The organism is Halopiger goleimassiliensis (assembly GCF_000455345.1).
GTDB lineage: Archaea > Halobacteriota > Halobacteria > Halobacteriales > Natrialbaceae > Halopiger_A > Halopiger_A goleimassiliensis.
The window spans coordinates 310,108-336,952 of sequence record NZ_HG315691.1 but is presented as its reverse complement, the minus strand read 5'-3'; the positions used below and the strand labels follow the sequence as shown (position 1 = coordinate 336,952).

At 64.1% G+C, this 26,845-nt stretch carries 15 protein-coding genes and 2 pseudogenes; 13 read left to right on the top strand and 4 right to left on the bottom strand.

The window, feature by feature from the left end:
* Positions 1–381 precede the first annotated feature (381 nt).
* The 8 genes and pseudogenes from TX79_RS16415 (at position 382) to TX79_RS16385 (ending at position 18,424) form a co-directional block, all read left to right on the top strand.
* A complete protein-coding gene (locus TX79_RS16415) occupies positions 382–3,471 on the top strand; it encodes a BGTF surface domain-containing protein (protein ID WP_154660568.1) in 3,090 nt (1,029 codons plus the stop codon).
* Positions 3,472–3,574: 103 nt separating this feature from the next.
* Positions 3,575–4,207: a hypothetical protein gene (locus TX79_RS16410; protein ID WP_049928719.1), complete on the top strand. Its 633-nt coding sequence runs from the start codon at positions 3,575–3,577 to the stop codon at positions 4,205–4,207.
* Positions 4,208–4,433: 226 nt separating this feature from the next.
* Positions 4,434–4,751, top strand: a pseudogene (locus TX79_RS20120) (surface glycoprotein); the annotation flags it as partial.
* Positions 4,752–5,312: 561 nt separating this feature from the next.
* On the top strand, positions 5,313–7,889 hold the full coding sequence (locus TX79_RS16405) for a BGTF surface domain-containing protein (protein WP_049928718.1): 2,577 nt from the start codon (positions 5,313–5,315) through the stop codon (positions 7,887–7,889).
* Between the two features lie 518 nt (positions 7,890–8,407).
* Entirely contained in the window at positions 8,408–11,227 is a 2,820-nt protein-coding gene (locus tag TX79_RS16400; RefSeq protein ID WP_081655625.1) for a BGTF surface domain-containing protein, read from the top strand.
* A 450-nt stretch (positions 11,228–11,677) separates the two neighbouring features.
* Positions 11,678–12,331 carry a hypothetical protein gene (locus TX79_RS16395; protein WP_049928716.1) on the top strand — a complete coding sequence of 218 codons (654 nt, stop codon included), beginning with the start codon at positions 11,678–11,680 and terminating at the stop codon, positions 12,329–12,331.
* Positions 12,332–12,809: 478 nt separating this feature from the next.
* The gene (locus tag TX79_RS16390; RefSeq protein ID WP_049928715.1) at positions 12,810–15,650 is read left to right on the top strand and encodes a BGTF surface domain-containing protein; all 2,841 of its coding nucleotides are present in this window, start codon (positions 12,810–12,812) and stop codon (positions 15,648–15,650) included.
* A 242-nt stretch (positions 15,651–15,892) separates the two neighbouring features.
* Positions 15,893–18,424 (top strand): hypothetical protein, encoded by a 2,532-nt coding sequence (locus TX79_RS16385; protein WP_049928714.1) that lies wholly within the window; start codon positions 15,893–15,895, stop codon positions 18,422–18,424.
* On the opposite strand, the gene TX79_RS16380 is transcribed toward TX79_RS16385, so the two are convergent.
* Entirely contained in the window at positions 18,421–19,329 is a 909-nt protein-coding gene (locus TX79_RS16380; RefSeq protein WP_049928713.1) for a universal stress protein, read from the bottom strand. The two genes, TX79_RS16385 and TX79_RS16380, sit on opposite strands and share 4 nt — an antisense overlap.
* A 139-nt stretch (positions 19,330–19,468) precedes the next feature.
* Here TX79_RS16380 and TX79_RS16375 point away from each other — a divergent pair, with 139 nt between their 5' ends.
* The 5 genes from TX79_RS16375 to TX79_RS16355 all read left to right on the top strand — a co-directional run bounded on the left by TX79_RS16375 (position 19,469) and on the right by TX79_RS16355 (position 23,886).
* Positions 19,469–20,728: an ABC transporter ATP-binding protein gene (locus TX79_RS16375; protein ID WP_049928712.1), complete on the top strand. Its 1,260-nt coding sequence runs from the start codon at positions 19,469–19,471 to the stop codon at positions 20,726–20,728.
* A 6-nt stretch (positions 20,729–20,734) separates the two neighbouring features.
* Positions 20,735–21,697 (top strand): carbohydrate ABC transporter permease, encoded by a 963-nt coding sequence (locus TX79_RS16370; protein ID WP_049928711.1) that lies wholly within the window; start codon positions 20,735–20,737, stop codon positions 21,695–21,697.
* Positions 21,698–21,699: 2 nt separating this feature from the next.
* Complete coding sequence (locus tag TX79_RS16365) at positions 21,700–22,659, top strand: carbohydrate ABC transporter permease (protein ID WP_049928710.1); 960 nt, start codon at positions 21,700–21,702, stop codon at positions 22,657–22,659.
* 219 nt (positions 22,660–22,878) lie between these two features.
* Positions 22,879–23,433, top strand: coding sequence for a DUF7342 family protein (locus TX79_RS16360; RefSeq protein WP_049928709.1), 555 nt, complete (start codon positions 22,879–22,881; stop codon positions 23,431–23,433).
* Between the two features lie 165 nt (positions 23,434–23,598).
* The gene (locus TX79_RS16355) at positions 23,599–23,886 is read left to right on the top strand and encodes a hypothetical protein (protein WP_049929235.1); all 288 of its coding nucleotides are present in this window, start codon (positions 23,599–23,601) and stop codon (positions 23,884–23,886) included.
* A gap of 67 nt (positions 23,887–23,953) precedes the next feature.
* On the opposite strand, the gene TX79_RS16350 is transcribed toward TX79_RS16355, so the two are convergent.
* The 3 genes and pseudogenes from TX79_RS16350 to TX79_RS16340 form a co-directional block, all read right to left on the bottom strand.
* Complete coding sequence (locus tag TX79_RS16350) at positions 23,954–24,274, bottom strand: hypothetical protein (RefSeq protein WP_230198607.1); 321 nt, start codon at positions 24,272–24,274, stop codon at positions 23,954–23,956.
* A 1-nt stretch (position 24,275) separates the two neighbouring features.
* On the bottom strand, positions 24,276–25,562 hold the full coding sequence (locus TX79_RS16345; RefSeq protein ID WP_049928708.1) for an ABC transporter substrate-binding protein: 1,287 nt from the start codon (positions 25,560–25,562) through the stop codon (positions 24,276–24,278).
* A gap of 302 nt (positions 25,563–25,864) precedes the next feature.
* Positions 25,865–26,677 (bottom strand): annotated as a pseudogene (locus TX79_RS16340) (DUF7121 family protein); the annotation flags it as partial.
* Between the last annotated feature and the right edge of the window lie 168 nt (positions 26,678–26,845).

Sequence of the window (26,845 nt, the reverse complement as noted above, 5' to 3'; positions counted from 1 at the left end):
GTCCTCGGATCGATTCCATTTTTTCGGTACTACGCCCGCGAGCGACGGCTGTCTCTCACCTCTCGACGGCACGACCGCTGTTGTACCCGTCGTAACGCGAGCCGTACTCCTGAGCCGTCATCGACCGATGGATACCGGCTGGTACAGCCGTCCGACCTCCGGCCGGCAGCACGACAGTCCGATCAATACAGTGACTGGTACCGAGCGAAAACAATACAGCGGCGTGAACCGTCAGCAGAAAGTTTATTACACACATCTCTAAACGCCCAGTTACACCTACTCGAGACGCGACTCCACGGCGGCCCGGCTCCAGATGCGGTCCGGGGCGTCGATCTCCCCCGGAGGATCACGCTATCCGCTCGAGACAACCACACAGATACTATGATACGTAACCGACCATCAGATCGCGAGCAGGAACGAGCGCCGTTCCTGGCCGCGATGCTGCTCTTTTCGGTCGTCGCGCTGGCTGCGGTGTTCGCGGCCCCAGCAGCGGCGACGGTCGCCGACGCGGGTACGCCGAGTTCCGTACCCACGGGCGTCGACGACGCCGATCAAACGATCGAAGGAATAGCCGTCGACGACGACACGGACGTCGTCATCGACGTGAGTGCCCTGGCCGACGAGGTCGACCTCTCCGGCGCAGCGGCCGGCGTCGAAGCCGGCGGATCGACCGGTCTCGACGACGGTGACGTATCGCTCGATCGCGATGCGAGCGAGATCACCGTCGACGCCGACGGGAACGATCTCACCGCCGGTTCGTTCGACGTCGCGATCACCGGTATCGATACGACGGCTACTTCGCCCGCGGCCGATCTGACCTACACGGTCCAGCAGGGCGACACCACCGCCGAGACGAGTTCGTTCGGGCTCGTCGGCGTTACGGTCACCGATCTCGAGGTGACCGACGGCCAGACGATCTTCGACGCTGCGGCCGTCGACGCCGTCACGGACGCCGGCGCACAGAGCCAGACCCTCGACGTCAGCCTCGACGTCCACGCGAACGCCGACGAGACCGTGACGATCGCGCTCGCGTCGGAACTCGAGGACGTGCTGGCCGACGGATTCGACGGTGTGACCGTCGTCGGTGCCAGCGACGAGCAGAACCTCGCTCCCATCGGATCGGGCGACATCTCGCTGTCCGACGGCCAGCTCGAGATCGACGTCGACGCCCAGAGCACCGGCGACGCCTCGTTCGCGGTCGACCTCCAGATCGACGGCGAGGACCTCGAGGCCGACGACGGCGACCAGGCCCTCGAGCACGTCGTGGCGGACGAGGACATGATCGACGCCTCCTTCGAGGTCGTGAACGTGCAGGACGCACTGCTCTCCCACGCGGAGGCCGGCAGTCTCAGCACGGCTCCCATTCGCGAGGATATCTGGGCGGGCCAGTCCGTAACCGTCGAAGCCGCCGGGGCGACCGACGTCGTCACGATCTACGAACTCGAGGACGTCACGGATCCCACGCTCGGCGAGGAAGTCGACGGCCTCGGTACGACGCCCGGCTTCGCGGCGAACACCGAGTTCGACTTCGAGGGCGGCCAGGCCTACGCCGTCGAGTTCCCGGGTGACGAGTACGTGATCGTCGACCTGCAACCCCTCGATCTGCAGGCGACGCCGGTGACGACCCACCTCACCGCGAACGAGGACCTCGAGATCGACGTCTCGAGCGCCGATCTCACCGGGAGCGAGGTCACCGCCACGGTGTACGCCGACGCGGACCACGAGGAGGTCGTCTTCGACGACGCGGCCGAACTCGACGCCGAGGGAGAGGCGCAGTTCGTCATCGACCCCCAGGACGACCTCGAGGGAGCCGGTAGCTACTGGGTCGAGATCGAACACGAACCGTCGGGCGTGACGACGATGGCCGGCGAGAGCACCGTGGACGAGGCACCCGACGAAGACGTCGCCTTCCGGGACAACGTCGTGGAGTCGCTCGGGAACACCGCCTCGATCACTGTCGACATCGAGGACTGGAACGAGCCGGTCTACGTTCAGGTCGGCGACGAGGAGGCGTCGAACTACCAGGCGCTGCTCGAGGTCGAGGACGGGAACGAGGACGGCAACGTGACGATCGTCTACGACACGACGAGCGTCGACGCCGACGCGTTCTCCGTCGCCGACGACGAGGACGACCTGACGGTCCAGGACGTGAACCCCCTGGGGATCGACGCGCCGCTCGAGGCGGGCCAGTATCACCTGATCGTCGGGCTCGAGGCCGACGGCTGGGACGCCGCCGTCGAACAGGACGCCGCGCGTCTGACGCTCCAGGAGCGGTCCGGAATCGAGGAGTCCCTGACCGTCGCGACGGCACCCGGCCAGGACGCCCTCGCCGACGCGACGGACCTGAACGCGACGACCGTCACGGCGACCGAGACGATCGTCGAGGCCGATCACGCGCTCGGGTCGCTCGCGGCGTCCGACGTCTTCGCGTTCATCGAGGACGGCGACGACGCGGACGCGCTCGACCGGCGCGGCGTCGACGTCTCGATCGAGGAGGTCGATCCCGGCCCGAACGTCGATCCCGAGCGGTGGTCGATCGCCGACGGCGACCTCACCGGGGACGACGTCCAGGTGCTCGAGGCCGATCGCGAGGCCGAACGGGTCGACTTCACGATCGACACGGGTGCGCTCGAACTGGGCGAGCCGTACGCCCTCAACGTTACGCTGACCGAGGCCAACACGTTCGTCGCCGACGAGGACGACGAGGAGACTGCCACCGGGACGTTCGAACTCGTCGCGCCCGAACTCGAACTCGAGGACGGAAACGAACGCTTGCCCAACGCCGAGGACGCCACCGTCACCGCACGGACGAACGTCGCACCCGGTGCCGAGGTCACGCTCCTGGCGGACTCGCCGGACGGTCTCTTCTGGCTCGACGACGATCAGCCGGTCGAGTCCGACGGGACGGTCGCGACGACGTTCGACTTCAGCGAGTTCGAGGAAGGGACGCCGGTTCTCCTCGAAGCGTCGCAGTCGTACTACGATATCGAGGACGACCTCGAGGCCGAACTCGCCGAAGCGGAAGCGCCGTTGCTGCAACTCGACGCCGACGCCCCCGACGAGGCCGCCGTCGACGAGACCGTCACCCTCTCGGTGGCCGTCACCAACGCCGGCAACGTGACGGCCGAATCGGTTCCCGTCGGCGTCGAGGTCGACGGTGCGGTCCTCGAGAACGAGACGCTCGCGCTCGCCCCGGACGACACGTGGTCGGCCAGTCACGAGATCACCGCCGACGAGCCCCGTGACGTCGCGTGGTCGGCGACCGCCGGCGACCGGGAGACGAACGACGTGGTCTCGTTCAGCGAGGCGGAGTTGGCCGCCGGTGAAGAGGGTGTCAACGCGGCCGACGATACTGACGATAGCGCCGACGCCGGCGACGACGCCGACGACGGGATGCCTGGCTTCGGCGTCGTCGTCGCTCTCGCCGCGTTGCTCGGTGCGGCACTCGTGGCACTGCGGACGGAGCCCTGACCGCCTGAGCGGGTTTTCTCGAGCGGTTCCAGTGGTGAGCGCGGGTTCGAAATCGGGACAATCACAACGACTAATATATCGTCGCGAGAAGGTCACGAGCGACGTGTCGGAGCTTCACGAACGCCTCCGCGACCGGCCGCAGGTCGACGTCCAGCGCAGCGAACTGGGCTACGAGGAGCGCCACCTCGTGCGGGTCCTCCGGGTACGACGCTCGAGCGGCCAGACCAACCCCGGGCCGGGCGAGTTCACGTCGGTCGCGTATCTCGCAGGGGACGAGCGCGCGGCCGCCAGGCGGTTCGTCGAGGCGAACCGGGACCTGTTGGAACGCATCGACTTCTCCCGGCGGAACCCGGTCCAGGAGGCGGTCCCCCGCGAGGTCTACGACTGGATTCTTCACTTCCTGGGGGAGCGCCGACTGCGGCGGTACCGACGGGTCGTCTACGAACGCCGCCGGGACGGCCTCGAGTGGGTGATCGACCGCGAGCGGTACGAGCGCGCGCCCACGCGACGGTACACGACGCGGGAGGGGGTCGCGGCTCGCGTCGAACCCGACGTCTCGCTTGACGCCGTCTACGAGGCGTTCGACGATCGGATTCTCGAGTGCGACCTCCGCGAGCACGCGTCGGTCTGGGGGACCTACCGGTACGTGCTCGAGTACTTCTGTGCGGCCGGGCCGTTCGACTGCGAGGCGATCTCCGTAGACGGCGAGGCTGGTGTCGCGAAACTCGAGGAGTGACGCGTTCTCGGTGCGTGTCCCGGAGCGCCGTCTCCTCGGATCGATCCTAACGCTCGTTCTCCGACACGGTGACGAAGACCTCGTCGCGCGAGAGTCGGTCGTCGAAAACTGATTTCTGGGATCACATTACTCGACGATGTGTTTTCCATTCTGACAGCTACGAATATAAAAATGGAGTGTATATAGAACATTTCACTTCTAATCGGATGAACGGATATTCTGGCGTATGTGGGTCCGTAGGTTGTGTTTTCCTTCCCGCTCTAATGGTTGGCATAGATACAAAATGCCAGAAGGCATATATAATATCGAGAGAGTCTCCCGGATACCCCTACCCGGGTGGCCACGTCGGACGACGCCGACCGGTTGCGAGACGCCGGTGGCCGCCTCCCACGAATCGCACGCTAACCAATCGATCGCAGACAACAACGAAATACAACACAACATGAACGACAACACATCATATCGTGAAAAGGGACGCGCGGTGTTCCTGGCAGCGATTATGATCGTCTCAGTCGTCGCAATGTCCGCGGCGTTCGCGGGCGCTGCGGCGGCAACTGTAGACACTATCGAGAACGCCGGTGCAGATAACGTTCTCGTTGATGAGAGTTCAACTACGCAAGAAGTAACGTTCGACGTATCAGTCGCAAATGAAGCATCTGACGAAATTGTCGTCGATGTAAACGAGATCCTCAATGAGGATGTCGGCGTTTCTCTAACTGGTGTCAGCTCAAGTGACACTAATGAAGTGTCCATCAGTGGTGACAGTTACGACAGCACCAATGGTGAGGTCTCGTTTACAGCATCTGATGCATCTGGTGCTGACGGTTCGTCTGGTGATGCTACTATCACCGTGACGCTTGACCTCAACACCGAGGATGTCGCAACAACAGACAACCTCGACTACGCTATCGCTGCGGGATCTGGTGAGGGTGCAGACACTGCTTCCTTCGACCTCGTCGAGGCAAACCAGTTCTCGCTAGAAACCATCTCCGTCGATGATGGTTCTAACACGATCACTGACGAAACCGTCAGCACTGTCGGTCCGACCCCTGATCAGGGCGTCACGGTGAGTGTCTGGGCTAGCGAAGGTATTTCCGACGAGACGGTGACCGTCGACCTTAGCGAGACGTTCGACGCTGATATCGACATCACTGACGTAACCGTCGGTAGTGTTGCCGACCTGTCTATCACTGACAACAGTGATGCGGTCGTTGCCGATGACGCGAACCTGCAACTCGACATCAGTGACAACGGTATCACTGCCGGTGACACGTACGAGATCCCCGTTACTCTGACCCTCGACGGCACCGACCTCGACGCTGACGGCGGTGACGAGTACATCTACCACAGTGCACAGGATCCTGACGGCAACCAGGACGACACGCGCTACCGCGCGCTCAACGTCGGTACCTCCCAGGTCGTTGCCGGCAACGGTATCGCTGCCGACTCCGGAACTGACTGGGACACCTACTCCAACTACGACGACACGAACACGGTCGAAATTTACCAGGGCGAGACCGTCACCTTCGAGGCTGACGGCGAAGGTGACATCGTCACTATCAACGAGTTCGAAACCGATAATGACGACATCACGCTCGGTAGTAGCGCCGAAAGCTCCGGTACGACGCCGGGCAAGGCGACCAACATCGACACCGCCGACCTCGAGGGCGGCGAGGAGTACCTCGTCGAATTCGACGGCGACAGCAACGAGTGGTACGTGCTACTCGACGTAGCGCCGCTCGACCTCGATGCGACGGCTGTCGATACGAACATCACGACCAACAACGACATCGAAGTCAACGTCACGTCCGAGGACCTCACCGGGACCGAAGTCCAGGCGACGGTCCTCGACAGTGACGACGAGTCGACCGGTGTCACTGCTACGACCGAACTCGACGCGAACGGTGACGCGACCTTCGCCTTCGATGCTGCCCACGACGACCTCGGTGCGGGCGAGTACACCGTCGAAGTCGAACACGACGAATCCGAAGTAACCGCCACCACCGAGACGATCGAAGTCAGTGAAGCACCTGACCCGAACGTCGAGTTCCGCAGCAACGTCCAGGAGAACATCGGTAACAACGCCTCGATCGTCGTCGACATCGAGGACTACGACGGCTCGGTCTTCGTCCAGGTCGGTGACTCCGAGGAGGACAACTACCAGACGATCCTCGAGGTCGAGGACACGAGCGAGGACGGCAACGTCACGATCATCCACGACACGTCGACGTCGGGCGATGGAGCGTACACGCTGGCTAACAGCGACGACGAACTCCACGACACCCTCGAATCTGCCTCCATCGATCACGACGCACTCGAGGCGGGCAGCTACACGCTGAACGTCGGTCTCAACGGCAACAGCACCGCCATCGACGACCGACAGGACAGCGCGCAGTACAACCTGCAGGACCGCGAGGAGCTCGCTGACGACCAGCTCAGCACGCACGTCGCGCCCGGTGACGACACCGTCGCGTCCAGCGACGACCTCGAGAACACCGTCGTGACCGCCGACGACTCCGTCGCGCTTCTCGAGGACGAGAGCGCAATGGATCACCTGCTCGTCCAGCTCGACAACCCGCACATCTACGCGCTGCTCGACGCTGGTGACGACCAGGACTCCCTCGGGGACTTCAACGTGACCATCGAAGAGGTCAACCCCGGTCCGAACGCGGAACCCGACGTCTGGGCGACCGACGATAGCCACGAGAACGACGGTTCCAAGATTTCCGTCGACGTGCTCGTCGCCAACCAGACGGAAGGCCAGGCGATCTTCGCCTTCGACAACGAGGAGCTGGCCAACGAACTCTCGGAAGGCGAGGAGTACTACCTCAACGTCTCCCTCGACCAGACTAGCCCGATCGTTACCGCGGACTACTCCGAGAACGCCTCGACGACGTTCACCACCGAGACGGCCGAACTCGAGCTCGACGAGGACGAGAACGCGAACCTCGCGAACTCGAGCGCCGAGGACGTCGTCGGCGAGACGAACGTCGCACCCGGCAGCGAACTGACCGTCACCGCCGAATCGGCCGGTCACTTCTACGACGACGCCGACGCCGTCGTCGCCGAGGACGGCACCTTCGCGGGGACGTTCAACTTCAGCGAGTACGAGGCTGGACTCAACGTGAGCCTCCAGGCTGACGACTTCCACTTCAGTCTCAACGACGAGGCTGATGCGGTGCTGTACGCGGCCGACCAGCCCGAACCGCACAACGTCGCGATCGACGCGACCGCACCGAACAGCGTCACCGTCGACGACGACGCCACGCTCGACGTGAGCGTCGAGAACCTCGGCGAGCAGGACTCGCCCGAGTTCACCTACACGGTGACCGTCGACGGCGAGACGCTCGAGGAAGACACCAAGCAGCTCGAGGCCGGTGACGACTTCACGGCGTCGTACGACCTCGACACCAGCGCGGCTGGTTCCTACGAGTGGTCGGTGACCGCCGACGGCGAGGACGTCGACGCCTCGGAGTCCGGCACGCTGACCGTCGAAGAGGAAGAGCCGGCTGACGACGACGAACCTGCTGACGACGACGAGCCCGCGGACGACGACGCGCCCGAAGATGACTCCGACGACGATGACAGTGAGGAAGAAGACGGCGTGCCCGGCTTCGGGTTCGCGGTCGCCATCTTCGCGCTGATCGCCGCCGCGATGCTCGCCCTGCGCCAGCAGGAGTAAGCTCGCACTGAACGACCGGACTCTCGTCCGGCCCTTGCCGCATTTCGCTTTTCTTTCGCGTCCTTCCCGAACAGCGACGGTACTGGTTCTGGACGGCTTCTATCGACCAGTCACACCAGTGTCGTGACCGGTGTCCAGTCTCGAATCGCTACCAGATCTCGAGAACAGACAGCAACTGCCCCAATACGCCACTCTCGGGAGTTAATTCTTTCACTATAAGTGTTATGAGTTAGATACTACTATATTAAAAATGCTCTGTACAAAGAACGCTCCAAATCTTTGGTTGGATGGGATACAAATTCCGTTAGAGGCCTTATACGCGCTGAATTTCGCAAATTCCTGGCACTGTCTTAGAAATATATAACTCCACAAGACTTATACCAGGTCGTGAAAGAACGTCCGAACACCCCTACCCGGGTGGCCTGTCGGGAGTCGACGACCCGTCGTGGAACGCCGAAGATCGCCTCCCCGAATCGCGCGCTAACCAACTCGCAGACAACAACGAAATACAACACAACATGAACGACAACACATCATATCGTGAAAAGGGACGCGCAGTGTTCCTGGCAGCGATTATGATCGTCTCCGTCGTGGCCATGTCCGCCGCCTTCACGGGCGCGGTGGCCGCGCAGGAAGACACCTTCGACGTTACGGACGCTTCCATTACGGCTGGGGAGCGGACGGTCGTCGAAGCGGATAGTCAGACGCAAGACATTGAAGTAGAGTTCCATATCGGTCAAAACATTGACAGTGAGGAGATCGCGATCGACATCTCCGACCTTGACGACGTCACCGATATTGATGGTGATAACGTCTCTGTTACCGTCGACACATCATCGACTGGTATTTCCGCCACGGGTGCAAGTCTTCAGGCATCTGATGAAGAACTGGTAATCTCCGGCATTGCTGGGGAGCACACCGATGGCGCTTCGGAAGGAGAGACCATCACCATTCAGGTCACCTACAACATCGATGGTGACTTCGAAGTCGACCTGGGTCCTGAAACGGTTCAGTACACTACTAACGGTGAGTCGGTCTCCTTCAACGCGCTGAGCGAGCAGGATATCGTCTTCGATAGCAGCGACACCACCAGTGATTGGGCTGCTACTACTCCCAGTGACATTACCGCTGGCAACACGTACGACGAGGACACCGTCTGGGAAGGTGTCTACGTAACGACGTACACCGAGCGAGTCGAGGACACCGTCAACATCTACGAGGCAGACGAGGACGACAGTAACAACTACCGCCTCGGCGACCGCGTCGACCGAACCGGTACGACGCCGGGTGTCGCGACGAACTACGACACGTCCAACCTCGAGGGCGGTGAAGAGTACATCATCGAGCTCGAAGGCGACACTGACGACACCTACGTCGCGATCGAGCTCGAGGAGCTCAGCCTCGGCGCGGAAGCTGCCGACACCAACGTCACGACCAACAACGACATCGACGTCGACGTCACGTCCGAGGACCTCACCGGTAGCACTGTCTACGGGACCGTCTACACGGACTCGGACCTCGACGATGAGGCCGACGACTTCGACACCCAGACCGAGGAACTCGACGCGAACGGTGACGCTAGCTTCACCTGGGACCTCTCCGAAGGCAACGAGGGCTCCTACTGGGTCGAAGTCGAGCACGAACCGTCCGACGTGACTGCCTCGACCGACGAGATCGAAGTCAACGAGGCTCCTGACACGGAAGTTGAATTCCGCGACAACGTCCGGGAGAACATCGGTAACAACGCTTCGATCGTCGTCGAGATCGAGGATCACGACGGCTCCGTCGTCGTCCAGGTCGGTGACCAGGACGAAGAGAACTACGCGGCCTTCCTCGAAGTGACGGACGAGGACGACAGCGGCAACGTCACGATCGTCCACGACACGACGGCCGCTGACAAGAACGCCTACTCGGTCGTTGGCGACGACGAGCTCGAAGTCCTCAACACGCCCGGCGTCACCAACCCGCCGCTCGAGGCGGGCAGCTACACGCTGAACGTCGGTCTCACCGGTAACAGCACCGCCATCGACGACCGACAGGACAGCGCGCAGTACAACCTGCAGGACCGCGAGGAGCTCGCTGACGACCAGATCAGCACGCACGTCGCGCCCGTTGCTGATTCCCTCAGCTCGAGCAGCGACCTCGAGGACACCAAGGTGACCGCCGACGACACCGTCGCCTTCCTCGAAGAGCAGGCGATGGACAACCTGGTCGTCCAGCTGGACAACCCGCACATCTACGCCCTGCTCGACGAGGGTGACGACGAGGATGCGCTCGAGACCAACGGTTTCAACCTGACCATCGAAGAGGTCAACCCCGGTCCGAACGTGCAACCGTCCGTCTGGGCGACTGACGATGGTCACGAGAACGGCGGTACTAAGATCTCTGTCGATACGCTCGTCGCCAACCAGACGGAAGGCCAGGCGGTCTTCGCACTGGACAACGACGACCTGGCAGACGAACTCGAGGAAGGCGAGGAGTACTACCTCAACGTCACCCTCGACAACCACATCACGGACTACGCAGAGAACGCTTCGACGACGTTCGAGACCGAGGAAGCTGAACTCGAGCTCGACGAGGACGAGAACGCGAACCTCGCGAACTCGAGCGCCGAGGACGTCGTCGGCGAGACGAACATCGCTCCCGGTAGCGAGCTGACGATCTTCGCCGAATCCGACGGCTACTTCTTCGACGACAACGAGACGACCGTCGCCGAAGACGGCTCCTTCGTGGGCACGTTCGACTTCAGCGAAGAGCCTGCCGACATCGACGTGGAGCTTTCCGTCGAGGAATCCCAGAACAACTTCGGCGTGAGCGCTGAAGGTGACGCGGTGCTGTACGCGGCCGATCAGCCCGAACCGCACAGCATCTCGCTCGACGCGACCGCACCCGACAGCGTCGAGGTCGGTGAAGACGCCACGCTCTCGGTCGACGTCGAGAACGTCGGCGAGCAGACCTCGCCCGAATTCGAGTTCACGGCGACCTACGACGGCGATGAACTCGCCTCGCAGTCGTTCGACCTCGAGGGCGGCGAGTCTGAGAGCTTCGAGTACGAGCTCGACACCAGCGCGGCTGGCTCCTTCGACTGGTCCGTGACCGCCGACGGCGAGGACGTCGACGCCTCGGAGTCCGGCACGCTGACCGTCGAAGAGGAAGAGCCTTCGGACGAGGAACCCTCGGACGAGGATCCCTCGGACGAGGAACCCTCGGATGAGGAACCCTCGGACGAAGACGAGGATGACGACGACGAAGAAGACGGCGTGCCCGGCTTCGGGTTCGCGGTCGCACTCTTCGCGCTGATCGCCGCCGCGATGCTCGCCCTGCGCCAGCAGGAGTAAGCACTCGCTGAATCACCGGATTTTATCCGGCCTTCGCCGCATTTCGTTTTTCTTTCGGCCGCTACCCGAACAGCGACGGGTGTATACCTCCTGTGATTTCGACGACTGACGCGAGTAGCGCGTTTCGATCGCGATACCTGGTCGTCGATCGTGGGCCTGCTCGAGACGATCGGTTCGAACGCCACGCGAACGTCCGCACACGCCCGCTAGCTCTCAGTCGAGACGGTGCTGCACGCCGATAGAACGCGCGCCAGGACGGCCCGCTCCGTCATCCCGTCGATCGGGTTTTGGCGGGCCTCCGGGCGGCAACGCTCGTTTCTACACGTAACGGGTTGTTCTATCAGAATATAGTTACGAAAGGAATTTTAATACAGCTGTCGTATCGGGGGATCGAACCCCACTCGGCGTCGCTCTCGAGCCCCGAGGGACGCCGACCGCCCCCGCCCTCCAATGACGACCCTGTACGAACGACTCCGGGAGCGGCCCCGGACCAACGTCAACCGCTCGCAGCTGGCCCCCCTCGAGCGTGCCGAGGTGCGCGTACTGCGCGTCACCCACTCGGGGAACGCCGCCACGGAGTCACGGGGCCGGTTCGACGACGTCTACTATCTCGAGGGCGACGAGCGGGCGGCCGCCAGACGGTTCGTCGAGGAGAACCGCGAGCAACTCGAGGCGATCGATTTCTCGAACCCCGACGTCCTCCAGTCGTCGCTCCCGCGGAGCGTCTACGACTGGATCCTCCACTTTCTGGGCGAGCGCGAACTCCGGAAATACCAGCACGTCGTCTACGAACGCCGGCGTGACGGTCTCGAGTGGGTGATCGACCGCGAACACTTCGAGGGGTTCCCCAGCCGACGGTACTCGACCTATAGCGGATTGGCGGCACGGATCGGCTCCGAAATTTCGGTCGACACGCTCTACGAGACCTTCGACGAGCGCATTCTCGCCGGCGACCTCCGCGATCACGAGGCGGTCGGCGGCGACCCGCGGTACGTCCTCGAGTACTTCTACGCCGCGGGGCCGTTCGATTGCGAGGCGATCACGGTCGACGGCGAACCGGCGATCGAGAAACGTGACGCTCGAGCGGACCCGGCCGATCGTTGACGCCGCCGCTGTGTGACTCCGGGTTCGCGTCGCTACCGCTTCGACTACCGTAGAAAGGCCGCCCCAGGAAGAGAACGGTTCACTATCCGGGTGGCCGTTCGCCCCGTGACGGCACCGTGCTTGGCCCCCTAACTGCCAAGCGGGTACAGGCGCGCGCGTACCCAAATCACACTTAGTATGCAACCCAGTTCAGCGTTACGGCTCCGTCGACGGCCGGGGTCGGGCACGCTATCGGGGCGCGAGCCCCGACCTGTATGCTTCCGAAAATACTCGCTGTGACTGCTTCTACTGCACGTATTAAGTTCAAAATTCGAAGACACATAATTCCACAAGACTTATGCCTGGACGTTGACGACTCTTCGGATACCCCTATCCGGGTGGCCAGGTCGGCACTCGACGATCCGTTGCGAACGTGCCGACGGTCGCCTCCAGCATCGTGCGCCAACCGATCCCCCTAACAACCCAATACGACACACCAATGAACGACGACACTTCGTATCGCGAAAAGGGACGCGCAGTGTTCCTGGCAGCGATTATGGTCGTCTCCGTCTTCACGATGTCCGCGGCGTTCGCGGGCAGTGCAGTGGCCCAGGAGGCCACTCTCGACGACCTCGACGTGACGGACGGACAGACGATCGCAGATAGTGACGAACTCCAAGCGATAGACGATGTCGACGCACAGGACCACGAAATCACCCTCGAGTTCGAGACGATCGAGCAGAACGTCTCGGACGAGGAGATCACCGTTACCCTCGACGAGGACTTCGACGACCTCATCGGCTTCGACGATCTGGACTTCAATGAGGTAACGGGCTCCCCTGATGGCCTCACAGCCGAGGTCGTCGACAGTGACCTCGAGGAGGGTGAGTTGACGGTTGAGATCACTAACGACACCGAAAATCCTGAAGAAGACATCGAAGACGGTGAGGTCGTCCTCGACTTCACTGTCAAGGATGGCTCCAGCTGGGAGGCCGACGACGGTCGAGAGACCTTCAGCCACGAGGCTGACCACGACGGCGTCTCCGTCAGCGGTTCCTTCGAGGCGCTGAACGTCGAGGATACCGTCATCACCTACGAGGACGCATATAGTTCGATCAATGAGGCCGTCAACAACACCGTCGAAATCTGGAACGGCGAGTACGTGACGCTCGAAGACGAGGAAGAACGGAGCGTCATCGAAATCCACGAACTCGACGAGGACGACGACTACGAAACTGGTAGCAACGTCGACAGCGTCGGTACGACGCCCGGTGTTGCGGCCAACTACGACACCTCCGAACTCGAGGGCGGCGAGGAGTACGTCATCGAGTTCGAGAACGGGAACTACTTCGTCATCGAACTCAAGGCCCTGGACCTCGACGCCGACGCGGTCGACAACAACATCACCGCGAACCAGGACCTCGAGGTCGACGTGACCACCGAGGACCTCTCCGGTAGCGAGGTCGAGGCCATCGTCTACGAGGACGAGGACCTCGACGACGAGGCGGAGCTTGACACGAAGTCGACCGAACTGGACAACGAAGGTAACGCCAGCTTCGCCTGGGACGTCGACGACGAAGACCAGGGCTCCTACTGGGTCGAAGTCGAACACCTCGAATCCCACGTGACGGACTCGACCGACGAGATCGAAGTCAACGAGGCACCCGACGAGGACATCGAGTTCGAGGACAACGTCAACGAACACCTCGGTAACGAGGCCGAAATCGTCGTGGACATCGAAGACTACGACGGTTCGGTCTACGTCCAGGTCGGTGACGAGGACGAAGAGAACTACCAGACGATCCTCGAGGTCGAGGACGATGACGACAGCGGTAACGTCACGATCGTCCACGACACGACGGCCTCGGGCGACGGTGCGTACACGCTCGCAGACGACGACGACGAACTCCACGAGACCTTCGAAGTTGCCTCTATCGAAAACGCCCCGCTCGAGCCGGGCAGTTACACGCTGAACGTCGGCACCGGTATCGATAACGAGTCCGACGAGAAGAACGCGAGCCTCACGAACCGACAGGACAGCGCGCAGTACAACCTGCAGGAACGTGACGAACTCGACGACGATCAGCTCAGCACCCAGATCGCGCCCGGAAACGACGATCTCGCCAACAGCGACGACTACCACAACAACGAGACCGTCGTGACCGACGAGGACGAGGTTGCGCTGCTCGAGGACAACGCGATGGACCACCTCATCGCCAACCTCGAAGGCCCGCACATCCACGCGCTGATCGAGGAGGGTGACTCCGAGACCGACCTCACTGGCAACAACCTCAGCGTGACGATCGAAGAGGTCAACCCCGGCCCGAACCTCGAGCCCACGGTCTGGTCGAGCGATGACGACTTCGACGTCGACGTGATCGTCGCTAACCAGACGGAAGACCAGGCGGTCTTCGCGCTGAACAACGACGACCTGGACGACTTCCTCGAGGAAGACGAGGAGTACTACCTCAACGTCACCCTCGACCAGAACCACCCGATCGTTGACACGGACTACGACGAGAACGCCTCGACGACGTTCGAAGCCGTCGAAGCCGAACTCGAGCTCGACGAGGACGAGAACGCGAACCTCGCGAACTCGAGTTCCGAAGAGGTCGTCGGTGAGACCAACGTCGCACCCGGCACCGAACTGACGGTCTACGCCGAGGCCGACCGTCACTTCTTCGACAACGCCGACGCAGTCGTCGAGGAAGACGGCACCTTCGCGGGCACCTTCGACTTCAGCGAAGAGTCCGCTGGTCTCAACGTGACGCTGACCGCTGAAGAGGCCCACTTCGGTCTCAGCGACGAGACCGAAGGCCAGCTCTACGCGGCTGACCAGCCCGAGCCGTACGAAATCTCGCTCGACGCGACCGCACCTGACAGCGTCGAGGTCGGTGAAGACGCCACGCTCTCGGTCGACGTCGAGAACGTCGGCGATCAGACCTCGCCCGAGTTCGAGTTCACGGCGACCTACGGCGGCGAGGAACTCGCCTCGCAGTCGTTCGCCCTCGAGGGTGAGGAAGTCGAGACCTTCGAGTACGACCTCGACACCGACGAGGCCGGCACCTACGAGTGGGGCGTCACTGCCAAGAACGAGTCGGCTGAAATCGACAAGGCCGAATCCGGCGAACTCACCGTCGAAGAGGAAGGTGAGGACCCCGGTGAGGACCCCGGCGAAGACCCCGGTGAGGACCCCGGTGAAGATCCCGGCGAAGACCCCGGTGACGAGGACGAAGACGACGATGACGATGACGACGACGGCGTGCCCGGCTTCGGGTTCGCGGTCGCCGTCTTCGCGCTGATCGCCGCCGCGATGCTCGCCCTGCGCCAGCAGGAGTAAGCTCGCACTGAACGACCGGACGTCCGTCCGGCCCTTGCCGCATTCCGCTTTTCTTTCGGCCGTCACACCGACCAGCGACGCGTAGCGCCAGCGCTGGCGGTCCGGGACCTGTCCTCGAGTACGACACTCTTCTGCCAGAGAGTATATTACGCCCTGTTGCGAATACCCGACAGGAGCAGCCGGTAGCCTCGATACACGTGACCCCCCGTTCACCCCCTACACGACGAGTCACCCGAGCGAGCGTGCTCGCAGTCGTCCTCGGTGTCGTCTGTCTCGGCATCGCCGTCGGCGGCGCGAGCGGCGCGACCGGGGACGCGACGACAGCCATAGACACGGAGGTCTTTCTCCAGGACCGACCGAACACACCGCAGGCGGAACAGCCACCGGACGACGAACACGTCGTCGTTCACTACGAGGACGACCACGTCCTCACTGCCGAGATCGCTGGTGAGTTACCGCCACGCCCGTACGTGACCGTTAACGGGTCTACTGACGATGGCTTCCTCGTCGTCGACGAACACGAGGACACCGAACTCGACGCCCTCCAGACCGAGGACGGGACGAAGGCGCTGGTCGAGGTCGAGATCGACGGCGAGGTCGAGAAGCGGCCGGTCGTCCGGACCGACCGGACCGTGGAGGAAGGAACCGACCTCGCCATCATGGGCGAACGCGGGGTCATCCACGACTGGATCGAGTTCGACCACGGCGACCGGCGAGTCGAGACGGTCGACGGAGGGAACCCGGTCGAAGTCGACGGGAATCCGATCGAGTATCCGTGGTACGACGAGACCAACTACGTCCCCGAGATCGTCGACGTGACGGACGTCGACGAGGGGGAGACCCTCGAGGTGGAGGTCGAGGTCACCCACGACCGCTGGGTGGATCACTCCGAGGTTCTCAGTTTGACGATCGTCGGTTCCGAACGGTGGAACGACAGACCGTACCTCGCGGATACGACCTCCCTCGAGCTGTCCGGGAACGAGTCCGAAACGGTGACGCTACAGTACGAGACGGACTGGAAGGACTACCACGCCGACATGGTCGTTGTCGATATCGACGGGAACACCGATTCGCAGAAGATCGACATCGGCGCGTCCGGCGCGGCCGTCGATATCGAGGGGACGAACACGCCGATGGCGGGCGACGACCTCGAGGTCGACGTTCGGATCGATCGGTTCGGCGACTATCCGTCGGGGAGTCAGGTGTATCCGATCACGCTGTTCGTCGACGGCGACGAGGTGGAGACGAGAAACGTCGAACTCGGGCCGGGGAGCGAAACGACGAGGACGCTGACCTACGAGACGACCGACGACGACCCCGATGCGGTCGACGTCCGCGTCGCGAGTAAAACCGACGACGACTCGGCGACGGTACCGGTCGTCTCCCACGAACGGTTCCAGGAGGACGTCGAGGTCGATATCGTCGAGACTGACGTCGGCGACCTCGAGGACGAGTTCCTGGTTACGGCCGAATTCGAGTACACCGGCAACGTCACTGAGGGGTGGACCGAGTTCGACGCGATCCTCGGAATCGACGGCAATCGGTCGGACAACCGAACGGTCAGGGTCCCCGGGTCGGGAACCGAGACGGTGACGTTCGAACACGATCGCGAGACGGGCGATCCGCCGGCCGCCTACGCGACCGTCGAGACGCCGCAGGTAACTGCCCACCACAAGTTCGATTCCGGGGCCGAGGTCGCGTTCGTGGAGTACACCGATCCGGTGCCCAAAGGCGGCGAAATCACGGCCGACGTCGGCATCGAGAACGCCGGGGAGACGCCGGGGCTGGTCACCGTCTCGACGGCGGTCGACATCCCCTTCGCGGTCGAATCCGACGCCGTGTTGAACGAGTCGGCACCGTTGAACCCGGGCGAGACGTTCACCCAGGAGGTCGCGTTCGACCTGCGCGAGGAGGTCCCCTCGCCGATCACGCTCGAGGCGACCGCCGAGGGTGGACAGGACCGCGTCACGATCGACGTCCGCGAGAACGAGTCCATCCTCGAGATCGAGGAGGCGACGATCGACGGGATCGTAGACGAGGACGAGGAGCTGACGATCACGGCGTCGATCGTCAACGCGGGCGGGGCGACGGAGTCCCGCGAGGTGACCTTCTCCTTCGACGGCGAACCCGTCGGCACGGAGACGATCTCGCCGGCACCGGACGAGGAACGGACGGTCTCGACGACGTTCCCCGAGCCGGACGAGGAGGGGACCTTCATCTATGGCGTCGACACCGGCGACGATACCGTCAGCCACACGGTGGCAACCCCGGGTGCGAGGGCGGACGACGGCCTCCTCCCGTCGCTGTCGCTGGTCGAGCAACCGTGGCTCCTGGTCGTCGGCCTGCTGGTCCTCCTGGCTGCGGCGGGGATCCTCGTCGCGCGCCGGGTGGACGCGATCCGGCTTCCCGACTCGGTCCAGGTACCCGAGCAGCTACAGCCCTACGTCGCGCGGGTCCAGGCAGGGCTACGTGCCGTCAAGCGAAACGTCCGGACGTTGCTGGGCGGCGAGGGGACCGTCGTCGTGGAGAACACCTTGCCGAAGACGGTAACGGTCCGGGTGCTCGTCAGCAGCGACGGCGAGGTCGTCTTCAGGGAGGACCTCACGCTCGAGGAGGGGGAACGCCGTGAGTTCACCTGTCTGCCGTCCTCGAGTACGGTCGAGGTGGGGTCGGGCGTCGACGACGTCGCCGCCCACCACGAGGTGTTCCCGCAGGGGACGAGCAAGGTCGGCATCGTGTTGCAACCCCAGGGGATCGTGATCGGCGAACTCTAGATTCTGGGCCACAACGCCCGGACGCGATCGACGAGCGAGTCTCCGGTGGGTCGTTTCGCAATGACGAGCGGGACGGTGATCCGCTGGCCCACCGAGGCTGCGACGGAGCCGACGACGCGGTTTCTGAACTGTCGTTCCCGGGTGGCCCCGAGGACGACCACGTCGCGCGTGGCCCCGTCGGCGACGATCGCGTCGGCGGCGTCGTCGACGGTTTTGACGTCGGCGTCGACGGTGACGTCCTGAAGCCGGGTGGTGACTGCCTGGACGTGGTCCCGTGCGTCGTCGGGATCGTCGTCCGGCGAGACGTACGACCGGACGGTGACGGTCGCGTCGTTGGCGCGTGCGATCGCCTCCGCGAGTTCGACCGCGGGGCCCATGTGCGGGCCGCCGTCGGCCGGTAACAGGATCTGCTCGACGCTGTCGGCGGTCGTCCCGATCCGTTCGACGTAGACGGTGCAGGGGGCCCGGCGAACGACGGGATCGACGGTCGTCCCGAGGACGATGTCCGCGGGGCGGGGCTGGTCCTGCCAGCCGAGCAAGAGCGCGTCCGCGTCGGCCGCGTCGACGGCCGAGAGCAGTGCCTCGCTGACGTCGCTGCCGACGAGCAGGCGCTGTTCGACCGGGACCGACGCCGACTCGCCGACGGCGACGGCGTCGTCGAGGACGGCTCGCCGGTCGTCGGCGAACTCGCGTTTGATCCGGTCGTCGGAGAAGAGGCGAAACGGCGAACTCGCGTGTTTGTGGGCGACGCTGACGACGCGAATCCGTCCGTCGCGGGCCGTCGCGACGTCGATCGCGGTTCGCATCAGCTGGTCGACGTGGTTGGGGTTCGCGACGGCGACGACGACCGTATACGAGCGATCGGTCGCGGCCTCCTCCGTGAGGACCGTCGGTGCGGTACCCATTCACACGACGTACGCGCTCGAGGGCCATAATGACCACCCCTCGACTCGGCATTTCCGGCGCGTAACGACCCATTTCGTATCAACGATCCGGACGACGGGAGTATGATTGATATGCGGACTCGGTGATGTACGGTACCGGATGACACACATCGAACTCGACGACGTCAGCAAGTACTTCGACGCGGGCGAGACCGTCGCGAACTATCGCCTCTCGCTGTCGATCGACGACGGCGAGTTCCTCGTCCTGCTCGGCCCGTCGGGCTGTGGGAAGACGACGGCCCTGCGGCTCATCGCGGGCCTCGAGAACCCCTCGGAGGGGGAGATCCGCTTCGACGGCGAGCGGGTCAACGCCCGGTCGCCCAGCGACCGGAACGTGGCGATGGTGTTCCAGAACTACGCGCTGTATCCCCACATGACCGTCGGGGAGAACATCGCGTACCCGCTGAAGATACGCGACGTTCCGCCGGCCGAGCGCGACCGGCGGGTCGCGGAGGTGACGGAGCTGTTACACATCAAGGACCAGATCGACAAGCCGCCCGCGGAGTTGAGCGGCGGCCAGCGCCAGCGGGTGGCGCTGGCCCGTGCCATCGTCCGGGAACCGTCGGTGTTCCTGCTCGACGAACCGCTCTCGAACCTCGACGCGAAGCTCAGACAGGAGATGCGCTCGGAACTCAAGCGACTTCAGGACGAACTCGACATCACGACGATCTACGTCACCCACAACCAGGAGGAGGCGATGAGCATGGCCGACCGAGTCGCCGTCATGAACCGGGGGACGATCCGGCAGGTCGCGCCGCCGTCGGAACTGTACCAGCGTCCGCGTACGGAGTGGGTCGCCCGCTTCGTCGGCTCGCCGCCGATGAACCTCTTCCGGGGCCGCCGTCGCAACGGCTCGATCGACCTCGGGGAAGCCGGTCGGATCGACCTCGAGGGCATCGCCGACGGCGACCTCGAGGAAGTCGTCGGGGGCCGGACCGAGGCGGAGCCCCGACGCCGCGAGGTCGTCGGTGCCGCCGGCACCGACTCGAGCGTCGACGAACGAGGTGGTGGTGCCGACGAGGGAGAGGGTGGCGTGGTTGCCTCCGACGCCGCGGGTAGCTCCGACGAGAGCCCCTCCGGTGGAGAGGGGCCGGCTGGCGAGAACACCATCTCGCTCGGCATTCGCCCGGAGGACCTCACCGTCCGCCGCGAACCGCCGCCGAACGGTAACGCCATCACGGGGACGGTCGACACCGTCGAGCCCCTCGGCGAGTACACGCTCGTCAACGTCACCGTCAACGACCAACTGGTCAACGCCAAGGTCTCGGAGGCGGAGTTCGAGCGCGGGGAGCGAGTCGCGCTCGCGTTCGACGACGAGGACGCCTACCTGTACGACGAGGCCGGCGACCTCGTCGCCTGATCGTCCATGAGTCTCGGAGATCGGTTCGGCAACCTCGGGGCGGATCGGGAGGCGGGCCTGCTCGAGCGCGTCGACCGCGAGAAGGCGGTGGCGATCGTCATCTTCCTGGTGCCCGGCCTCACGCTGTTTGGCATCTTCTCGGTGGGACCGATCGCCTACTCGGTCGTCGGGAGCTTCTTCTCGTGGGACGGGTTTTCGATGGGGTCGTTCGTCGGAGTGGACAACTGGATCCGGTCGTTTCGTGATCCGCTGATCCTCAACTGGTCGAACGTCCGGGAGTGGCGGTATCCGATGGGGGCGCTGACCCAGAACCTGCTGTGGGTAGTGTTGCACGTCCCGCTGAGTACGCTGCTGGGGCTCGCGCTCGCGCTCCTGTTCGCCGACCTGAAGGGCCGGCGGATCCTCCGCTCGATGGTCTTTCTGGGCTTTACCGTGCCGACCATCGTCATCGGCCTCGTGCTCATGTTCGTCTACGACCCGCAGGCCGGAATCTTCAACGAGTTGCTCCGCGCGCTGGGTCGGGAGGAGTGGGTCCGCAACTGGACCCAGTCGCCCCAGGTGGCGATCTACGCGCTCGTCGCCGGCGGCATCTGGGTCCAGACCGGCTTCAGCATGCTCCTGTACAGTTCGGCGCTGGCGGCGGTCGACCCCTCGTTGATCGAGTCGGCCAAGGTCGACGGTGCGGGTCCCTGGCGTCGTTTCCGGGACGTCATCTGGCCGCTGGTCAAGCCCGTCACCGCGGTAGTCGTCATCATGGGGATCATCTGGGTGTTGCGGGTGTTCGACATCGTCTACGCGGCCGGTGGCTCCGCGGGCGGCCCCAACCACGCCTACTCGGTGTTAGGGATCGAGGTCTACCGCGCCGCGTTCGAACCGCCGATCGACTACGGCAAGGCGATGGTGGTGGCGCTGGTCCAGTTGATCATCGTCGCGCCGCTCGCGCTGTACATCGCACGGATGGGTGACTGACGATGTCGGACGACGATCCCCTCGATCCGACGATCGATCCGGGCGACGGGAACCAGCGGTACCACGAGATGGCGGACGTTCCCGACACCGCTCCCGCACGGGACCTCGACTGGCCGACGCGGATCGCCGCCGCCACCCCGTCGGTCAGGCGCGTCCTCACGTATCTCGTGGCCATCGCCGTCGCCGTCCTCTGGATCGTCCCCTTCCTGGGGCTGTTCGCCGCATCGGTGCGCCCGCTCGGCGAGATCCTGGACGGCTGGTGGCACCTCGAGGGAATCACGCTCACCCTCGAGAACTACTACCGGGCCTGGTCCTACAGCACGGCACCGATGCGTCGAGCGCTGTTCAATACGGCCATCGTCACCGTGCCGTCGGTGCTCGTGGTCATGCTGCTGGGCGCGATGGCCGCGTACCCCTTCGCGCGCTTCGAGTTCCCGCTACGGACGACGCTGTTTTTCCTCATCCTGCTGGTGATGGCCGCGCCGCCGGAACTCGTCGCGATGGGCAACTACAACACCCTCCGAAACGTCGGTCTCTTCGATACGTACATGGGACTGATCCTGGTCCACATCGGCTGGGGGCTGGGCTGGGTGGTGCTCTTCCTGCGGAACTACCTGCTGGGTATCCCCGAGGAACTCGAGGAGGCGGCCCGCATCGACGGGGCTTCCCGGTACCAGATCTTCCGGACGATCATCCTTCCGCTGTCGACCCCGGCGCTGGTCTCGGTCGCGGTCATCCAGTTCACCTGGGTCTGGAACGCCTTCTTCTTCCCGCTGGTGTTCATGCGCTCGCCGGACCTCTATCTCGCGCCCCAGGTCCTGCCGCTGATGACCGGCCGCATCCAGGTCGACTGGGGACTGGTCGCCGCCGGCTCGGTGATGACGCTGGCCGCTCCCGTGTTGCTGTTCCTGGCGCTCGAGCGCTACTACAAGCGCGGGATGGTCGCGGCGGTGACCGATTGAAGTCGAGCGGTTCGTTCACCGCTCCCCTCTCTCTTTCTGATTGCACGAAACCAACCCGTCGGCTTCATCCCACGGCTTTAGCCGTGGGCTTTTGCTTCGCTACGCTGTAGTTCGCACGGTAGTGTCCGGTCTCCGTTCTTCGAGAGTATCGCTCCCCTAGATGCCAAATATCTGGTCCGCATACCAAATTATTAGTTCAGTGCGACGCTATCGTCACCAATGAGCGACCACTCTCGAGCGTGGCCGGAGGAGATGGACGCTGCTGACCGCGTCAGACACGTCGCACTGACTCGAACGACGCCACGCAACGCCGGCTGGATCGCTACCGAAGCCGACGTCTCGAGGGAGACGGCCGTCAAATATCTCGAGCGGATGGCCGATCGGGGCGAACTCGAGATCACTGAAACGGCCGACGGAACGTGCTACAAGCCGGACGACGTCACGCAATTCCTTCGCGAGGTCCGCACTCTCGCCGAAGAACAGTCCGCCGACGAACTCACCGAGGAGTTGCGAGCGATCGGCGACGAGATCGACTCGTGGAAATCGACGTACGACGTCGACTCGCTCGAGGAACTTCGCCGGAGCGTCGGAAACGAGGACCTGTCGGCTACCGATCGCCGGGAACGCCTCGAGATCATCGAGGAGTGGGAGTACAACGTTCAGGTACGGGAGGCCCTTCAGCTCGCCATCAGCCTGCAACGCTCACTGACGAGGCTCGATACGGATCCGCGTCTCGGGGAGCGTGGTTCGGAGACGCTTCCACAGGAGTGGTAGCGAACAGCGATGGTGTTGTTTCTCGCAGGTGGCCGGGGATACACTCGGCGCCAGGGGCTCCGTCGAATCAAAGAACGTCTCGAGAACGAACCCGGCTTTTCCGGGGTCCGGTATCGCCCGTCGCGGCTCCGTCCCCGATCCGTCGTTGCCGACGTCGATGTCGAAATGTTCCTGGGGAACGAATTTCCGCGCGAGCAGGCGACCGTCGAAGTCACCTGGCGTCCCCGTGCTGACACCGACGTTCAGCGCGTTCAGTGGGTGGACGAGGCGGTCAGTCTGGGGTGGCACAAAGACGACGATCACGACGAACTCGGGACGACCCACTTCCAGATCGAAACGGACGAAAAACGGGTCCACGAACCGGGACGCCTCGAGGCGGAAGCGCCACTGAGTTTTCTCGAGACCTGTCTCCAGCGACTCCCTGCAGTGCTCGAGGAAACGATTCCGGAGTGAGTGTGGTTGCTCTCGATCCCATCTCGTCTCGCGTGGTCTTCTATACTGTACTACGCAAAAGCGGAGGTCAGAGCGGCATGTACCCCGCCTCCGTAACCGCGATACTGATCGCGACGGCGAGGACGTTGGCGACGAAGAAGGCTCGAGTCGAGTGCCACGCGAAGTAGCAGAAGGTCGCGAGCGGCAACGCGGCGATCACAGCCGGCCAGAACCCCCGGACGGCGAGCGTGGCGAGAAACGCCGTCGTGAACACGTAAAGGACGTCGACGCCGACGGCGCTCGCGTTCCGTCGCCGGAGCTCCTCGCCGAGGACGAACAGGGAGTCGACGGCGTCTCCGCGCCGTCCCCGCGGCTCGTCTCCGGACCCCCGTTCGCGGTCGGTCGCCACGCTACACCTCGTCCATGCTCTGGACGCTCTCCTGGAGCACGCCGTCGAGCCCCTCGAGGGTGCGCTCGACGTCCTGGTCGGGCTGGGCCCAGAGGCCGGTCAGCGAGGCCCAGAACTCCGACTGGAAGGGATCGCCGACGGTGTCGTCCAGGTCGGGAACGAGTTCCACCTCGTCGGCCAGCTCCGAGAGGTCGCGCATGATCTCGACGTCGTAGGCGTCGTCGGGGACTCCGAGGTTCGAGGCGATGAAGCCGCCGCGTTCGGCCCAGACCTGCTGGCCGTCGGCGGAGACCATGGCCTCGACGGCCGCCCGGGCCGCATCGACCTCGTCGGAGTACTGCGGGACGGTAAACCAGTTCTCGGCCGCGACCATCGCCTCCGTACCGGGCAGCATGAACACGTCCAGGTCCTCGGGGTCTTCGATCGCGTCGAACGTCGGCGTCCACGACCCCATGAAGTACAGCGGCGTCTCGTTCCCCCAGAAGTACTCGTACTGGATCCCGAAGTCCCGGACTTCGCTGAAGTAGCCGCCCTGTAACAGCTCCTGGATCTCCTCGAAGGCCGAGACGACGCGGTCGTCGGTGAACGACGCGGAGCCGTCGATGAGGTCCCGCTGGAGCTGGGCACCGTCGTCCTGGCGCAGGATGAACGCCTCCGTCACGTCGCTCAACGGCCACCCCTCGCCGTTGCCCGACGCCAGCGGTGCCTCGACGCCCTCGATGCCGTCGATTTCGTCGAGCAAGTCGAGAAACTCGTCGTAGTCGCCCGGTTCCTCGAGTCCGTGTTCGTCGAAGAAGGAAGGTCGGTACCAGAAGCCGGGTTTGAGGTCCATCTTGAACGGTGCGGCGTAGACCTCGCCGTCGACGGCTACCTGATCCGGGTCGGGTGCGAACTCCTCTGGGTCCCAGGTGCCCGACAACGGGGCCAGATGGCCGGATTCGGCGTCCGACTGGATGCGTGCCGGCGAGGGCATGACGACCACGTCGGCGGTCGCGACGCCGGTTTCGTAATCCATCAGCGTCCCCGTCAGGATCGCCTCCGTATCGCGGGGCTCGTACGTGATGTCCAGCCCCGTCTCCTCCTCGACGTGCTCGACGACGGCCAGAAAGTCCTCCTCCTCGCCTTCGGTCCAGACGCCGGTGACGCTGATCGACGTCCCGGGCTCGATATCCTGAATCGTCGCCTCTTGGCTGCCGTCTTCGCCGAGACAACCGGCAATGCCAACGGCACCGGCACCGAGACCGGTCAGGACGGTACGTCGATCGACTGGCGTGGGAGTGTCTCCCATGTGGTGTCGTATGACCGATCCGAACCTTAATGATTTATTCAGAAGGACTGTACTCCAGCAATACCGGAGAGTCTCCGCGAGCGTGACGTCGCGACCGTCTCCCTGGACCGACGAAACCGCGATCCGCTCGCGACGGTCGCCGGCCCCTCACGGGCGCGGCCGTCGATCGATCGTTCTCGGGCCCGACAGCTGTCGGAGGTTCGAGGTATCGCGACACCTCGCTCGTCGCTCGAGTTCGTTTCGGCCGCCTCGCACCGGAGGTGTCGCGGCGGCTGACCGTTCGAACGGTCCTCGATCGCCCCCTGGATCCGCCGGAGGTCGTCCTCGGTCAGGGCGTCGCCCTCCTTGAACTGCTCGAAGAGTTCGGCGGCCTCCTCGCCGCTCTCGTCGTCGGGTACGTGCTCGCGCTCGTCGAGTTCCTCGAGCCGTCGCTGGACCCGGACGAACGCCTCGTGGTGGGCGTCGGCGGCGTCCTGGGCCGCGACGAACGCCTCGTGGGCCTCGTCGGCCCGGTCGTGGATCTCGTCGGCCTCGCGGTAGGCCTCGATCATCCGCTCGTGGTGGTCCTGCGGCCGATCGGCGAGTACGAGGACCCGTTCGTGGTGCTCGGAGGCCTCCTCGCGGGCCGCCTCGGCCCGGCGTTTCAGCTCCAGCAGGTCCGCCTTCTCGAGTCGGTCCCTGCGCTCGCGGATCCGCTCGCGGGTCTCCTCGATCCGCTCGACCAGCGACGCCTCCTCGTCGGCGCTCAACACGCGGGTCTGCTGGCGGTGTTCCAGCTCCTCGAGTTCGGACTCGAGTTCCTCGAGGGAGGCCTCGCCGTCGAGGTCGAGGTCGGCTTTCAGCTGGCCGATCTTCCCGTACAGCTGGTCGGCCGTCCGGTTCAGTTCGTCCCGTTTCTCCTTGTGCTCCTGGACGCGCTCGTTCAGTTCGTCGCGCCGGTCGGCGCGCTCGCCCACCAACCGGTTGAGTTCCTCGCGGCGGTCGCGTAACCGGCCGGCTAGCCGAACGAGGTCGCCTTTCGACTTGCCGACCAGGGAGTCGGCCGCCTCGAGAAGGGATCGGTCGTCGGGCGATACGTCCGGCGTGTCCGCGCTCGATTCGGTCGCGATCGCCATACTATCACCCTGGCGACGTCCGGCCCGGACCGCGAACTCGAGTGCCGTCGGCGAACGGACGACTCGATCTCGCGGGCCGGAAAAGTCACTCGAAGCTAGGGTCGTGAATTCCTTAGATGTGGCGATTTCGGTCCAAATCGGGCCTGTGTCGGGTGATGGGCCGGATCG